The sequence below is a fragment of the Aquimarina hainanensis genome (assembly GCF_042684685.1).
Taxonomy (GTDB): domain Bacteria; phylum Bacteroidota; class Bacteroidia; order Flavobacteriales; family Flavobacteriaceae; genus Aquimarina; species Aquimarina hainanensis.
Genome location: NZ_JBHULX010000017.1, coordinates 208,194 through 223,606 on the forward strand (window position 1 = coordinate 208,194; position 15,413 = coordinate 223,606).

Genomic DNA, 15,413 nt, shown 5'->3' on the forward strand with positions numbered 1-15,413 from the left:
AAATATACAAGTGCTCTAGAAGTCCAGTTTCTTTTTTCTAAGCTCAAAGTTTTGTCCGAGGTATACTTTTCTAACCATTTCATCTTCGGCTAATTCTTCTGGTACTCCAGCCTTGAGAATACTTCCTTCAAACATAAGGTAAGTGTGATCTGTGATGGCTAGGGTTTCCTGTACATTGTGATCAGTAATTAGAATACCTATGTTTTTGTTTTTTAATTGTGCTACAATACGCTGAATATCTTCTACCGCAACGGGATCTACTCCGGCAAAGGGTTCATCTAGAAGAATAAATTTGGGATCTGTAGCTAATGCCCGAGCAATCTCTGTTCTTCTTCGTTCTCCTCCGCTTAATAGATCACCTCTGTTTTTTCTGATATGCCCGAGACTGAATTCATCTATTAGAGATTCCATTTTGTGCAACTGCTCTTTTTTAGAGAGTTTAGTCAATTGTAATACGCTAAGGATATTATCTTCTATACTTAGTTTTCTAAAAACAGATGCTTCTTGTGCAAGATATCCGATTCCATTCTGCGCTCTTTTATACATAGGGAATTTGGTAATGTCTGTACTATCCAGAGAAATTTTCCCACTATTGGGTTTTACCAACCCTACAATCATATAAAAAGAAGTTGTTTTCCCTGCTCCATTGGGACCTAGTAGTCCTACAATTTCTCCTTGGTTGACTTCCAGAGAGATTCCTTTTACTACTTTTCGACCTTTGTATGATTTGATTAAATTATCGGCTTTTAATTTCATAGTAGAATGACTTCTTTATTTTTAAAGCGTTGCTAAATTTGGATTGGTAAATGTATAATTTTCTTAACACATCAGAAATTTATGAAGAGGCTTCTTTCTTTTCTAATGCATCCCAGAATTCATATGCTTTTCTCAGATGTGGAATAACGATGGTTCCCCCTACCAATGTAGCAATACTTAATGCTTCCATTACTTCTTCTTTGGATAAACCTTCTTTATAAGAAGTTTCGAGATGATATTTGACACAGTCATCACAGCGAAGAACCGCAGAGGCGACTAACCCTAAAAGTTCTTTTGTCTTTACATCCAGTGCTCCGGGCATATAGGCATTGGTGTCCAGATTAAAAATACGCTTGATAATTTTATTGTTGTCCTCGAGAATACGAGAATTCATTTTTTCTCGGTATGCATTAAATTCATCTACAATATCGCTCATGATTTATTTTGTTGTTAGAGAGGTGTTTTTTTCTTTTTTGATAACCATCTTGGTTATATAGATACTCGCTTCGTATAATATCAATACTGGGATTGCTACAATAATCTGACTCGCAATGTCTGGAGGTGTGATAATAGCGGATAATATAAGGACAATTACCAGGGCATATTTCCTATATTTTCTTAGGAACTCTGGAGTTACTAATCCGACTTTAGCCAGGAAATACATAACAACTGGTAACTCAAATATGAGTCCACAGGCGAGGACAGAAGCACGTAATAAAGCAATATAACTGTCAATATCAAATTCATTAATTACTTCTTTACTAACCTGATACCCTCCTAGGAAATTAATAGATAATGGAGTGATGATATAGTACCCAAAAAGTGCTCCCGTAAAAAATAAGGCAGAGCATACGATTATAAACCCTCGGGAGTGTTTGCGTTCATTGTCATACATAGCTGGAGCGACAAATTTCCAAAACTGATAAAGTACATACGGAAAGGCAATAATAAATCCAGCAGTGATAGAAGTCCATATATGTACGGAAAATTGCCCGGCTACTTTTCGACTCTGAACACTAAAAGGAAGCTCCTTGAAACACAAGCTTTCGTCTAATCCTAATAGCTTAGAAATTTTGCAAAGTCCTTTATATGTAGGGAAGTCCGCTTTTTTGGGACCGAAAACAATAACGTCAAAAATAAACTCTTTGGCAATAAAGGCAATAATACCTGCTATGAGCACAGCAGCAGTAGCTCTGATTAAATGCCATCGCAAATCCTCTAAATGATCCAGAAAAGACATAGTCTGAGGATTCTTTTTTGGGTTATTTTTCAATGTTTTATTTTTTTAAAATTAATAAGGTTAGACGCTTGGTGGTTTATAAGATACCCTCTCTCATCAGATCATGAATATGAACAATTCCACGATAGGTTCCGTCTTTTTCTGATAGCAAGTGAGAAATCCCAAATTCTTCCAGTTGTTCTAATGCATCAATCGCCATTGCATCATCATTGATGCATTTAGGAGAAGGAGACATGATTTGACTAGCTGTTAGTCCTTCAAAAGAACTGTTGTTTGTCAGCATTCTACGAAGGTCTCCATCAGTAATAATTCCAATGATTTTTCCATTGTCAGTAACTGCAGTAGCTCCTAATCTTTTTTCTGTCATCTCTACAATAATACTATTGACATTGGCATCATGAGATACCTGTGGTTTCTCATTTCCAGCAGTAATATCGCTTACACGTAGATATAATTTCTTCCCCAGAGTACCTCCAGGGTGATATTTAGCAAAATCCTTACTGGAAAACCCTTTGAGATTTAATAAGCAAACAGCCAGGGCATCTCCCATTACAAGTTGTGCAGTCGTACTGGTTGTGGGAGCCAGGTTATTAGGGCAAGCTTCTTTTTCTACATATGCGTGTAGTACATAGTCGGCATGTTCTCCCAGAAAAGATTGTTTGTTAGAAGTGATAGCGATTAACTTGTTTCCAAAGTTTTGAATTAAGGGAACCAGTACTTTTATTTCAGGGGTATTACCGCTTTTAGAGATGCAAATAACAATGTCATCTTTAAGGATGTTTCCCAGGTCACCGTGGATGGCGTCTGCAGCGTGCATAAATACCGCAGGGGTTCCTGTGGAGTTCATTGTAGCAACTATTTTAGAAGCGATAATGGCACTTTTACCAATTCCGGTAATGATAACTCTCCCTTGAGAATTGTGTATATTCTGAACTGCTTCAGAGAACTCGTTGTCAATCAGACTTTCCAGGTTAGAAATGGCTTGAGCTTCTTCAGAAATGGTTTTTTTGGCAAATGAAATTATAGTGTCCTGCGTATTCAAAATTTTTTAAAATTGCGTGTTATTAATTGAAGATTTTATTATCTTTAATAAATGCAAAGGTATGTAATACCTTATGAATTTTAAATATTGTCAAAAAAAAGGTTTATAATTATCTTTGACATGCTAAAAATAAAAAATTTAAGGATTCGTTAAGCCAATGTTTGGGGGAATAAAGGTTTAATGGCGGTAATTTATTGGAATATAAAATAGTGATCAATGAGTATGAGTGAAAATGACTTACAGGGAGCTTTAAAAAAGCACTTTGGCTTTAGTCAATTTAGAGGATTGCAAGAGAAGGTAATTAGAAGTATTCTGGATAAAGAGAATACATTTGTAATTATGCCTACAGGAGGAGGGAAGTCTCTCTGCTATCAATTACCTGCTATAATGAGTGATGGAACAGCCATTGTCGTTTCTCCTCTTATTGCTTTAATGAAAAATCAGGTAGATGCAATACGAAGTATTTCTTCAGAGTTTGGTATTGCACATGTTTTAAATTCATCATTAAATAAGTCTGAAATAAAAAGAGTGAAAGATGATATTGTCAATGGAGTAACCAAATTGCTTTATGTGGCACCGGAATCTTTGACAAAAGAAGAATATGTAGATTTTCTCAAAGAACAGAACATCTCATTTCTGGCAGTAGATGAAGCTCATTGTATTAGTGAGTGGGGACATGATTTTAGACCTGAGTACAGAAACCTTAGAAATATTATAAAGCGAATAGGGGAAGAAATTCCTATTATTGGCTTAACTGCGACAGCAACCCCCAAGGTGCAGGAGGATATTTTAAAGAATCTGGGAATTCATAATGCTAAAACATTTAAAGCCTCCTTTAACAGGCCAAATCTATACTATGAAATCCGCCCGAAGACCAAGAATGTAGATGCTGATATTATTCGTTTTGTAAAACAAAATAGTGGTAAAAGTGGTATTGTTTATTGTCTGAGTAGAAAACGGGTAGAAGAACTGGCGCAGACCCTTGAAGTGAATGGGGTGAAAGCGGTTCCCTATCATGCAGGATTAGATGCCAAAACCAGGGCGAAACATCAGGATATGTTTCTGATGGAAGATACGGATGTTGTTGTGGCAACCATCGCCTTTGGAATGGGGATTGATAAACCAGATGTGCGATTTGTAATTCATCACGATATCCCAAAAAGCATCGAGAGCTATTATCAGGAAACCGGTCGTGCAGGAAGAGATGGAGGAGAAGGACATTGTCTGGCCTATTATTCGTATAAGGATATAGAGAAGCTAGAGAAGTTTATGAGTGGGAAACCTGTAGCGGAACAAGAAATAGGTCATGCACTCTTACAGGAAATGGTTGCTTTTGCAGAAACTTCAATTTCCCGAAGAAAGTTTATCCTTCATTATTTTGGAGAAGAATTTGATGAAGTGAATGGAGAAGGAGCTGATATGGATGATAATGTTCGTAATCCGAAGAAAAAGAATGAAGCAAAAGAAGAAGTAAAGACCTTATTGGAGGTTGTAGAAAAAACAGGAGAAATTTATAAATCTAAAGAGGTTGTGAATACCTTGATAGGGAAGAGTAATGCTCTGATTATCTCTCATAAAACGCATGAACAAGGCTTTTTTGGTTCTGGAAAATCCAAAGATGATAAATATTGGATGGCACTGATACGCCAGGTACTGGTAGCAGGTTATTTGAGAAAAGATATTGAAACATACGGAATTATTAAGGTTACTGATGCAGGGAAAGAATTCGTCAAGGGAGCTGAAAGTTTTATGATGACAGAAGATCATATTTATGATCAGGCAGCAGATGATACTGTAATTACTACGGCAAAAGCACTTAATAAAGGAGGAAGCGGAGATGCAAAATTAGTGGAGATTCTCAAAGATCTAAGAAAGAAAGTAGCAAAGAAGTTAGGAGTCCCGCCATTTGTGGTTTTTCAAGACCCTTCTCTGGAAGATATGGCATTGAAATACCCTATTTCTATCAGTGAATTGGCGAATGTTCATGGAGTAGGAGAAGGAAAAGCGAAGAAATATGGGAAAGAGTTTGTAGCTCTTATTGAAAAGTATGTCGAAGAGAATGATATAATGCGCCCGGATGATTTTGTGGTAAAAAGTACCGGAGCGAATAGCGGATTAAAACTGTATATTATCCAGAATGTGGATAGGAAATTGCCATTGGATGATATTGCTGGGGCTAAAGGGATGGAAATGGATGATTTTATCAAGGAGATGGAAGCAATTGTCTATAGTGGGACTAAACTAAATATAGATTACTGGATTGATGAAATATTAGATGAAGATCAGCAAGAAGAGATTCATGAGTATTTCCTGGAAGCGGAAAATGATAAGATTGATGATGCATTGGATGAGTTTGACGGAGACTATGATGATGAAGAGCTTCGATTGTATCGTATTAAATTTATTAGTGAAGTCGCTAATTGATAGAAAGATAAAACAACAAAGAAAGAAGAGGCTGTTTCTGTATTAGAGACAGCTTCTTTTGTTTTATTAGAGTTCTTTTGGATAAAGAAGTTTATTGAGGTAAAATATTCGATAATCGAGAGGCAATTAAGTATCTTTGTGCTTTAAAAATATAAAAAGCTAAAAAAGACGCTGTTATGCAAGACGGATTATACGCAAAATTTAATACATCAAAAGGAAGTATTCTGGTTAATTTGGAGTTCGAAAAAACCCCGGGAACAGTAGGAAACTTTGTAGGATTGGCAGAAGGGAACTTAGAAAATGAAGCAATTCCTCAAGGAAAACCATATTATGATGGATTGAAGTTTCATAGAGTAATTGCAGATTTTATGATTCAGGGAGGAGATCCACAAGGAACAGGTGCTGGTGGTCCAGGATATAACTTTGATGATGAGATTCATGACGACTTAAAACACGATGGACCAGGAGTGCTTTCTATGGCCAATGCAGGACCAGGAACTAATGGAAGTCAGTTCTTTATTACACATGTAGCGACTCCTTGGTTAGACGGAAAACATACAGTATTCGGAAAGGTAGTAGAAGGACAGGATATAGTTGATACAATTGCACAAGGTGATGAGATTACATCGATAGAAATCCAGCGTGTAGGAGCAGGAGCAGAAGCGTTTAATGCAGTTGAATCATTTAGACAATTTAATGGAGCAAAGGCAGAAAGAGAAGCTGCTGCAAAGAAAAAAGCAGAACAACTATTAGAAGAAATAGCTGTAGGTTTTGAAAAAACAGAAAGCGGTCTTAGGTATAAGATTACAGAAAAAGGAGCTGGAGTAAAAGCAGAAAAAGGAAAGACTGTTTCTGTGCATTATAAAGGAAGTTTAGTAGATGGAACTGTTTTCGATTCTTCCTATAAAAGAAACCAGCCAATTGACTTTCCTCTTGGACAAGGACATGTGATTCAGGGATGGGATGAAGGAATTTCATTATTGCAGGTTGGTGATAAAGCTAGTTTTGTAATTCCTCCACATATGGGATATGGTGAACGAGGTGCAGGAGGAGTAATTCCACCAAATGCAACACTTGTTTTTGATGTAGAGCTAGTAGATGTAAAATAATTTTTAAAACAGCATAAAAAAACGTCTTTAGCAAAGCTAAAGACGTTTTTTTATTAGTATAAAGTCTTTTTATTGTTCTTTCCATTTAATATTGCACCCAATACTCGGTTTCTGTAGATCACTTACTTTACTGTTTCTAAGGACAGCATCCAATGCTTCTCTGAGATCTCTTCCATTTACCGGAATCCCATTCCCGGGTCGGGAATCATCTAATTGTCCTCTGTAGATAAGGTGTAAATTGGCGTCAAAAAGGTAGAAATCGGGTGTGCAGGCTGCATCATATGCTTTGGCTACTTCCTGAGTCTCATCGAATAAGTAGGGAAAGGTGTATTTGTTTTTTTGAGCATGTTTCCACATTTTATCCGGAGCATCATCCGGATATTTTTCTATGTCATTGCTGCTAATTGCTATAAAACCAAATCCCTGAGACCTGTAATCATTGGCAATTCGAACTATTTCTTCATTCACGTGAATTACAAACGGGCAGTGATTGCAGATAAACATAATTACCGTTCCTTTTTCTCCTTTGATTTGTTCCAGAGCTACAGTATTGTTGGTGACGGTATCTACCAAAGAAAAATCAGGAGCAACTGTTCCAAGAGGAAGCATATTAGAAGGTGTTCTGGCCATAATAAATGAAATTTCTTAATCCTATTAAATGTTCTAACTAGGTTAGTGTTTAAAAATGGTAATTAGTTACAAGTGTACAGGTGACTATCGTTTGTTTTCTCTGTCAAAAATAAAGAAATCATACGTTTATTTTAGTGAGTTTCGTTATTAAGTAATAGCGAATGCCTGAAAGTTTATATCGAATTTAGAGCATATACTAGCCATATGAGAGCGCAATGTTATTATCCTTTCGTTGCTTACATAATATTCCCAAAAAAGATAGCGTTCATTAATAACTTGTTGGTTCCGTACCAAAATGCTCTAAAATTAGTATTATCAGTAAAGAGTAATACATTTCCTTTTCCTGAGTTTTGGTGTCTGAAAGCAACTGTATTTTTTATAGATGCTAGATTGTCCTTGTTGATATAGCCACTTAGTAGAGGTTTACTGGTGTACTGAATAGGGTTTTTATAACCGTATGTAGTAGGTTTAATGAATAAAGTGGTATTTTTAAACAATGCGATATTTTCGTTAGTATATCCAAAGTTAATAGGATGAGAACGATCAATTTTAGCATTAAAAATGGCTCCTCCAATTCTTTTAGCACCATAAAAGTCGGCTCTTTCTCCAAATGTAACATCAGTTGCCTTTATTTCTGGTTTATTGTATTCAATATTCATGAATTCATGATTTTTAAAGAAATTAGCCACATTTCTATATCCGATTAAATTTCCTCCTGCATGTACCCATGATTTTAACTTGCTGATCATTTCTTTGTCAAAAACAGTACCTCTGGTATTACACATGATAATATGAGTGTACTTTGATAAATCCCTGTATTGAATGTGTTCAGTGTCTAATTTGGTAATTGGAATATCATATCGCTGATCCATTAGATGCCAGATTTCTCCAGCGTCATAAGATGTAATTCCCTGACCGGTTAGTAATGCGATCTTAGGAAGGAAAAGTGTCTTGAATTGGTTACTCCCCAGATCGATTCCTTGTGTAAGACCTGTTGAAACTGCTGTGATATCAATGTGATTTGAAGATGAGACAGTCTGAAGTAGCTGATGTAGTTCTTCTTGATGTGCTCTTTGATTTTGAACGGGGATTAGGAGTGTGCCATAATCGTATTTTTTGCCTTCCAGGGAAAAAGGTTTCATTCCTACTTTTACGCGTATTCCTTTTGATAATAGTTGGTATAGTGCCTTAGGGGTATAATATTCATGCCACTCCATCAGGTAGGCATACTGACTATTGCTTACTTTTTTAGGATTTCTGGGGCGTAAATCTGTGATTTCAGGTCCCATATGAGAAGAAGCATTCTCATTGAAATTTAGATTAAAAGCTAATGGGAAATTCCAGGCAGAGACATCGTAAAAAAGGCTATCGGTAAAAGAAGTTCTTTTCTCGAAGATAGCTTCAATAACCTTACGTTGTCTCTGGTTTTTAGGAACGATGTAGCTATATCCTTTTTTGTACGCTTTTCCTTTACTGGAAAAGTCATTTTTTACATCATATATTTTTACCTGATGTCTTTTTAGTATTTCTGCCAGGTGATATGCAGAAGCAGCATCTTTTTCACTTCCAAAAACATAAGATTGGTTGTTTTTTGTTTTTCGTATGTCGTTGTAAAAATCCCTTTGGTATGCCAGTAATTCTTTTCTCATTGATTTTGCAGCTTCGAGAGTGGATAAGGCAGTAATAAACTGGTTTCGTATCGTAAAAGGGAAGGTGAGGATTCCATTTTGGGTTTTTTGTGCATGACCTCTGGAACTTCCTTGTTCAAACAAGATACCGACTCCTCCATTAATATCGGGAAAGGTAGATCCCTTGCCGTAATAAAAATCATCAAAGTTTTCTTCGGTAAAATATAAAGATCCTATTTTATCAAGTGCGTTCGCATGGAAATTTCCTATTTTCTTAGTTAGCTCCTGGTTTAGTTTAGGGGTTAACGGGTGCGTTCTTGATTGAACTCCTGGTTGAAAGAAAAAGGTACTATTAGGTCCCATTTCATGATGATCTGTAAGGATATTAGGGTACCATTGATGAAATGTGTGTATACGTGCTTTGGATTCTGGTAGCTGTACAGGAAGCCAGTCTCTGTTCATATCAAACCAATAATGGTTGGTTCTTCCTCCAGGCCATATCTCGCTGTATTCACGGTCCTGAGGGTCTGTACTGATGTTTTTGCTTTTATTGGTATTTGCCCAGTAGGCGAATCGTTGGATTCCGTCAGGGTTTAAAGCAGGATCAAATAAAACAACAACATTGTCGAGTAACTGGTTTATTTTTTCTCCCTCTCCGGCAGCCAGATAATAAGCAACTAATAAAGCAGCATTTGTTCCACTGGGTTCATTTCCATGGATAGAAAATCCCTGATATACAACAGCAGGCATGTTTTCAATAGCTAATGAATATGCGTTTTTTTCGGTTAGCTGTCGGTGTTCTTTTTGTATTTTAGAAAGTTGTTGTTGATTTTTCTCAGCAGTAATGGTAAGTAAAATAAGCGGTCTGTCTTCATAGGTGTGTCCCCTGTTTTCAAGATGTACTCTTGGAGACGCTTTTGCTAATGCAGTCATATACTGGATGAGTTTATCGTGAGTGACATGCCACTTTCCAGGAACATAACCAAGTACACTTTGAGGAGTAGGGATATTTGGATTATAAGAAATATCACCGGGTAGATAGTAATCTAAAGAAATTTTCTCCTGTGAATATACTAGGAAATTGATTATAAGGAGTATAATCGTAAAACAGTGTTTCATTTTCTTTGATTTGCGTGTTCGTAATAGTTTATTGAGTAGGGAAGATAAAAAAAACCGCTTCATTAATTGAAGCGGTCCTTGGAATTTAACTTAAGCTTAAGTTTATTCTTTTTAAATATCCTCGAAATTTATATCTGTAAATTCCCCGGCGGATGCTTCAACTTTTTCGTTGTTATTACTGTAAGAAGATGTTTCATATGATTTTTGATAATCCTTCTGATGTCTTTCGCTGATAACTTCTTCACCTTTTTCATTAATAACATAAGAAGTCATTTCGTTTAATATATCTGTAAAGCCAGCAAAGTCTTCTTTGTATAAATATATCTTATGTTTTTTATAGTGAAAAGAGCCATCATCGTTAGTAAATTTCTTACTTTCCGTTATTGTCAAGTAATAATCACCAGCTTTGGTGGATCTTACATCAAAGAAATATGTTCTTCTTCCTGCTCGTAAAACCTTTGAAAAAATTTCCTCTTTTTCCATCATTTCATTATCGCTCATAATCCTTATTTCTTAATTGATTAATTATAATTGAGTGAATTCAAAAATCCAAAAAAATTGTTAATCATACAACTAATTATCAATTTTCTTTTTCACTTAGTTGTTTTAAATACAAATTTTTATAGTATCCTTCTATGGTTATTAGTTGGTTATGAGTGCCTTGTTGGATTATTTGACCATCTTCCAAAACGATAATTTTATCCGTGTTTTTTGCTGTAGAAACCCTATGTGTGACAATAAAAGCTGTTTTATTTTTAGAAATTTTATTAAGATTATGAAGAATTTGTTCTTCAGTTTCAGTGTCTACAGCAGATAAACAATCATCAAAAAGAAGGATTGTAGGATCTTTTATAATAGCTCGTGCAATAGATACTCGTTGTTTCTGTCCTCCGGATAATGTGATCCCTCTTTCTCCTAATACAGTTTCATATCCTTCTTTGAAATTAATGATGTTTTTATGGACCGAAGCACTTTTTGCAGCTTCATAAACTTCTTGATCCGTAGCTTCTTCCTTTCCGAATTTAATGTTGTTTTTTATGGTGTCACTAAATAAAAAGGAATCCTGAGGGACATACCCCATATTTTTTCTGAGTTCCTCTAAATTCATTGATTTTAGGGGAGTGTTGTTGATAAGAATGTCTCCCTGAATCACGTCATAGGATCGACCGATAAGATTTAAAATAGTAGATTTTCCAGAGCCTGTTTTTCCGATAATCGCAATTGTTTCTCCTTTTTTAGCTTCGAAACTTATATTTTTTAAGGCGGTAATACTAGTGTCTTCATAGGTGAATGATACATTTTTGAAAACAATATTTCCTTCAATAGGAGTATGAGAAGAAACTGTATTGACGATTTCAGGTTTCTCATTTAAGAATTCGTTTATCCGAACCTGAGAAGCTTCAGCTTGTTGTATAATTGAGGTGACCCAGCCGACTGTTGCTACAGGCCAGGTAAGCATATTTACAAACATGATGAACTCCACAATGATACCAAAATCTTTGATTGTCCCGTTGACAAACTGATTTCCTCCAATAAAAATAACCAAAAGGTTACTGACTCCAATTAATAGAATCATCATCGGAAAAAACAAAGCTTGTACTTTGACCAGATCAATGTGTTTGTCTTTACTGGTATTTGCTAGTTTAGAGAACCGTTCCTGAGTTTGTTCTTCCAGTCCGTATGCTTTGATAACAGAAATCCCACTAAACGATTCCTGAGTATAAGTGGTAAGCTTAGATAAAAATTGCTGTACCAATGTACTGCGTTTATGTATAGAAACACTTAGTTTGTAAATGGCAATAGATAAGATAGGAAGCGGTGCTATTGTGTATAATGTTAGTTGTGGAGCAATACTAAACATATAACTAATTACTACGACAAATAAAGTGATTGTATTGATACTGTACATTAGAGCTGGTCCTAGATACATTCTTACTTTAGAAACATCTTCACTAATACGGTTCATAAGATCTCCGGTACGGTTTTTTTTGTAAAAGTTGACAGAGAGTTGTTGGTATTGCCGGAAAATTTCATTTTTTAGGTCAGCTTCTATGAACCTGGATACGACAATAAAGGTTTGGCGCATGAGAAATGTAAAAAAGGCTGTAATAAGAACAGACCCCAGAATAAAAAGGATATTGAGAATGAGTTTTTCTTTGACAACTTCAATGTCGGTGACGGAGTTATTTATGTATTGCTCGACAATATCTACGGAATCTCCTACAAATTTAGGAACAGCAATAGCAAAGAAACGAGCAATAACTGTGATGATTACCCCTACTAAAAGGCGGTATTTATATTTGAAAAAATACTTGTTTAAATGGCGTAATGCACGCATAAATCAGCTTCGTTGAAAATGAGTATAAATTAGTGAATTCTTAAAATTTAACTATCTAAAATAGTGTTTTTGTAAAATTACATTATTTTTGACCCTAAAATTTGATTATTGTATAATAATAACATAAAAAACATTTAAAGATGATAACTGAAATACTTACTGCAGATCAGCTAAAGAAAGAGGCTCCTGTTTTTGGGCAACTTTCTTTTAATGATCATGAACAAGTTGTTTTCTGTCAAGACAAAGATACAGGATTAAAGGCAATAATTGGAGTGCACAATACTGTTTTAGGACCAGCTCTAGGAGGAACGAGAATGTATGATTATAAGACAGAGTGGGATGCATTAAATGATGTTCTGAGATTGTCGAGAGGAATGACCTATAAATCTGCAATAACAGGGTTAAACCTGGGAGGGGGAAAAGCAGTTATCATCGGGGATCCTAAAAAATTGAAAACGCCTGAGTTGATGAAGCGTTTTGGTAAATTTGTTCATACTCTGGGGGGTAAGTATTATACAGCAGAAGATGTAGGAATGGAAACATCTGATATGGATACAGTAAGAGAGGTAACTCCTTATGTTACAGGTATTTCTGAGTCAAAAGGAGGAGCAGGAAATCCATCTCCTGTTACTGCCTATGGAGTGTATATGGGGATGAAGGCTACCGCAAAGTATACTTACGGGAAAGATGATTTAGCAGGTAAGAGAATAATAGTACAGGGGATTGGGCATGTAGGAGAAGAGCTTGTTCGTCTGGCATCAGAAGAAGGAGCGAAAGTTATTATTAGTGATATTAATGAAGAGCGATTAGAAGCTGTTAGTACTAAGTACGGAGCTGAAATTTACAGAGGGAATGATTTGTATTCGGAAGTAGCAGATATTTACGCTCCATGCGCATTAGGAGCAACGATCAATGACGAAACAATTAATAAATTACAAGTGAAAATTGTTGCCGGAGCAGCAAATAACCAGTTAGCAAACGAGAACATTCATGGGGCTTTATTGCAGGAAAAAGGAATTGTATATGCTCCTGATTTCTTGATTAATGCCGGAGGAATTATCAATGTATATGCTGAGATTGCAGGGTATGGAAGAGATCAGATAATGACTAAAACGGAGAATATTTATAATACTACGCTGGAGATACTGGCAAAAGCAGAAGAAACAAATGTTTCTACCCATGTTGCGGCATTAACGATAGCTGAAGAAAGAATCGCAACGAGAAAAAAAGAAACTTTAGGCGAGTAGTTTAAAAATAATAGTATTTTTGCAGAGCGAAAGTGAAATGTACTTTCGCTCTTTTTATTTATTGTTCTTTGTAATTTTTATATGCTAACTAGAAGACATATTCGAGTAAAAGTAATGCAGTCACTCTATTCAATGGAGCAGGCTCAGAGTGATAATCTGGATAAGGAAGAGAAATTCTTATTGTTCAGTATTGATCAGATGTATGAATTATTTCTAATCAATCTTCAGCTATTGGTAGAGATTAGAAAACACGGGGCGGATTTCTTGTCTAAAAGCCAGCGAAAATACCTGGCGACCTCAGAAGAAAAAAATCCTAATTTAAAGTTTATAAATAATAAAGTCTTGTTATTGCTGGAGGACAATGAGCAATTGCAAAGTGAAATCGAAAAGAAAAAGCTTAATTGCTGGGATTTGGACGATGAATATGTAGCAATTCTTTGGAGAGATATTCTGGGAAGTACACGATATGCTAAGTATATGAGTACTAAAGAGTCCTCTTTTAAAGAGGATAAAGAATTTATAATTGATATCTTTAAAGAAATTATTGCGCCTAATGAAAAACTATATGAATATATAGAGGATAAAAAATTAACCTGGATTGATGATTTGCCGCTGGTCAATACAGCGATCGTAAAGATGTTGAAGAAGGTGAAAGAATCTCATGATGCATCTATGATACTTCCTAGTTTGTACAAAGATATGGAGGATCGGAAATTTGCGGTGGATATTTTTAGAAAGACAAAACTGAATGGTGCAGAATTTTCCAAAGAAATAGAAGGGAGAACTCCTAATTGGGATAAAGACAGAATTGCAGAGCTTGATAAAGCGATTATTCAGATGGGGATATGTGAGTTTGTTAAGTTTCCTTCGATCCCGGTAAAAGTAACAATTAATGAATATCTGGAGATCGCAAAAGAATACAGTACTCCTAAGAGTAGCGTTTTTATAAATGGGATCTTAGATAAGATATCCAAAGAGTATAAGGAAAGCGATAAGCTGAATAAAGTGGGTAGGGGACTCATGTAGTTAGGAATTAAAAAAAATAGTATTTTTATCAAAAATTAATTAAAAAAACCAAGAAATGAAAAATGGAATCTTAATTTTAGCAGGTGTTTTGGCTATGACTTTTGTGTCTTGTAAAGAAGATGCTTCTAAGAAAGTAAAAGAAGAAAGTGTAGATATGGCCGCAGAAAGAGATGCGAAGAATACAGAGTTTCCTGTAATGACTTTTGCAGAAACAGAATTTGACTTCGGAACCATCAATGAAGGAGATGTTGTAGATCATACATTTAAATTTACAAACACAGGAAAAGCTCCGCTAGTAATCGTAAATGCAAAAGGGAGCTGTGGTTGTACAGTACCTAGCTATTCTAAAGACCCAATTGCTCCAGGTGAAACAGGAGAGTTGTTAGTGAAGTTTAACTCTAATGGAAAACCAAACCAGCAAAATAAGCAGGTAACGATTACAGCAAATACAGAAGCAGGAAAAGAAATTATAAAAATCAAAGCTTTAGTAACGCCAAAAGCTAAACCAGTAAGCGGAACGCCAGTAAGCGAATAATATATTTATGGAACAACTTCAGAGCTTTGCTCCTTTTATTTTGATCTTTGTAGTGATGTATTTCTTTATGATACGTCCACAGATGCAAAAAGCTAAGAAGGAGAAAAAATTTACGGAAGCCTTAAAAAAAGGAGATCGCGTTATTACGAAAAGTGGTCTGCATGGTAAGGTTTTCGATTTCAGCGAAAAATCAAATGCTGTCATTATAGAAACAGGATCAGGAAAATTGACCTTTGACAAGTCTGCAATATCTTTTGAGATGAGTCAGAAGTTGAATGCTCCTGCCGATACAAAGAAAAAGTAGTATTACTTACCTACT

Annotated in this window: 14 protein-coding genes; 6 read left to right on the plus strand and 8 right to left on the minus strand. The window is 35.6% G+C overall.

Annotated elements, in window-relative coordinates; translation table 11 throughout:
- Positions 1-15: 15 nt before the first annotated feature.
- The 4 genes from lptB to ACFSTE_RS10520 all read right to left on the minus strand — a co-directional run bounded on the left by lptB (position 16) and on the right by ACFSTE_RS10520 (position 3,038).
- Positions 16-756 carry an LPS export ABC transporter ATP-binding protein gene (gene lptB, locus ACFSTE_RS10505; RefSeq protein ID WP_176029245.1) on the minus strand — a complete coding sequence of 247 codons (741 nt, stop codon included), beginning with the start codon at positions 754-756 and terminating at the stop codon, positions 16-18.
- A gap of 79 nt (positions 757-835) precedes the next feature.
- On the minus strand, positions 836-1,192 hold the full coding sequence (locus tag ACFSTE_RS10510; protein WP_176029246.1) for a carboxymuconolactone decarboxylase family protein: 357 nt from the start codon (positions 1,190-1,192) through the stop codon (positions 836-838).
- 3 nt (positions 1,193-1,195) lie between these two features.
- Complete coding sequence (gene tatC, locus ACFSTE_RS10515) at positions 1,196-1,996, minus strand: twin-arginine translocase subunit TatC (protein ID WP_378258931.1); 801 nt, start codon at positions 1,994-1,996, stop codon at positions 1,196-1,198.
- 76 nt (positions 1,997-2,072) lie between these two features.
- Entirely contained in the window at positions 2,073-3,038 is a 966-nt protein-coding gene (locus tag ACFSTE_RS10520) for a KpsF/GutQ family sugar-phosphate isomerase (RefSeq protein ID WP_176029247.1), read from the minus strand.
- Between the two features lie 216 nt (positions 3,039-3,254).
- On the opposite strand from ACFSTE_RS10520, the gene recQ reads away from it, so the two are divergent.
- Together recQ and ACFSTE_RS10530 are read left to right on the plus strand one after the other, a co-directional pair.
- The gene (recQ, locus tag ACFSTE_RS10525; protein WP_176029248.1) at positions 3,255-5,462 is read left to right on the plus strand and encodes a DNA helicase RecQ; all 2,208 of its coding nucleotides are present in this window, start codon (positions 3,255-3,257) and stop codon (positions 5,460-5,462) included.
- Between the two features lie 176 nt (positions 5,463-5,638).
- Positions 5,639-6,571: a peptidylprolyl isomerase gene (locus ACFSTE_RS10530; protein ID WP_176029249.1), complete on the plus strand. Its 933-nt coding sequence runs from the start codon at positions 5,639-5,641 to the stop codon at positions 6,569-6,571.
- 69 nt (positions 6,572-6,640) lie between these two features.
- On the opposite strand, the gene ACFSTE_RS10535 is transcribed toward ACFSTE_RS10530, so the two are convergent.
- From ACFSTE_RS10535 to ACFSTE_RS10550, 4 genes are all read right to left on the minus strand, one after another.
- Positions 6,641-7,201 (minus strand): thioredoxin family protein, encoded by a 561-nt coding sequence (locus tag ACFSTE_RS10535; RefSeq protein ID WP_176029250.1) that lies wholly within the window; start codon positions 7,199-7,201, stop codon positions 6,641-6,643.
- A gap of 236 nt (positions 7,202-7,437) precedes the next feature.
- The gene (locus ACFSTE_RS10540) at positions 7,438-9,948 is read right to left on the minus strand and encodes a M14 family zinc carboxypeptidase (protein WP_378256427.1); all 2,511 of its coding nucleotides are present in this window, start codon (positions 9,946-9,948) and stop codon (positions 7,438-7,440) included.
- 111 nt (positions 9,949-10,059) lie between these two features.
- Positions 10,060-10,449, minus strand: a complete 390-nt coding sequence (locus ACFSTE_RS10545; protein WP_176029252.1) for a PUR family DNA/RNA-binding protein — start codon at positions 10,447-10,449, stop codon at positions 10,060-10,062.
- A gap of 79 nt (positions 10,450-10,528) precedes the next feature.
- Entirely contained in the window at positions 10,529-12,286 is a 1,758-nt protein-coding gene (locus ACFSTE_RS10550; RefSeq protein WP_378256425.1) for an ABC transporter ATP-binding protein, read from the minus strand.
- Positions 12,287-12,426: 140 nt separating this feature from the next.
- Here ACFSTE_RS10550 and ACFSTE_RS10555 point away from each other — a divergent pair, with 140 nt between their 5' ends.
- From ACFSTE_RS10555 to yajC, 4 genes are all read left to right on the plus strand, one after another.
- Entirely contained in the window at positions 12,427-13,533 is a 1,107-nt protein-coding gene (locus ACFSTE_RS10555; protein WP_176029254.1) for a Glu/Leu/Phe/Val family dehydrogenase, read from the plus strand.
- A gap of 114 nt (positions 13,534-13,647) precedes the next feature.
- Positions 13,648-14,559, plus strand: a complete 912-nt coding sequence (gene nusB / locus ACFSTE_RS10560; RefSeq protein WP_254883998.1) for a transcription antitermination factor NusB — start codon at positions 13,648-13,650, stop codon at positions 14,557-14,559.
- Between the two features lie 55 nt (positions 14,560-14,614).
- Positions 14,615-15,094, plus strand: coding sequence for a DUF1573 domain-containing protein (locus tag ACFSTE_RS10565; protein WP_176029256.1), 480 nt, complete (start codon positions 14,615-14,617; stop codon positions 15,092-15,094).
- A gap of 7 nt (positions 15,095-15,101) precedes the next feature.
- Complete coding sequence (yajC, locus tag ACFSTE_RS10570; protein ID WP_176029257.1) at positions 15,102-15,398, plus strand: preprotein translocase subunit YajC; 297 nt, start codon at positions 15,102-15,104, stop codon at positions 15,396-15,398.
- Positions 15,399-15,413 lie beyond the last annotated feature (15 nt).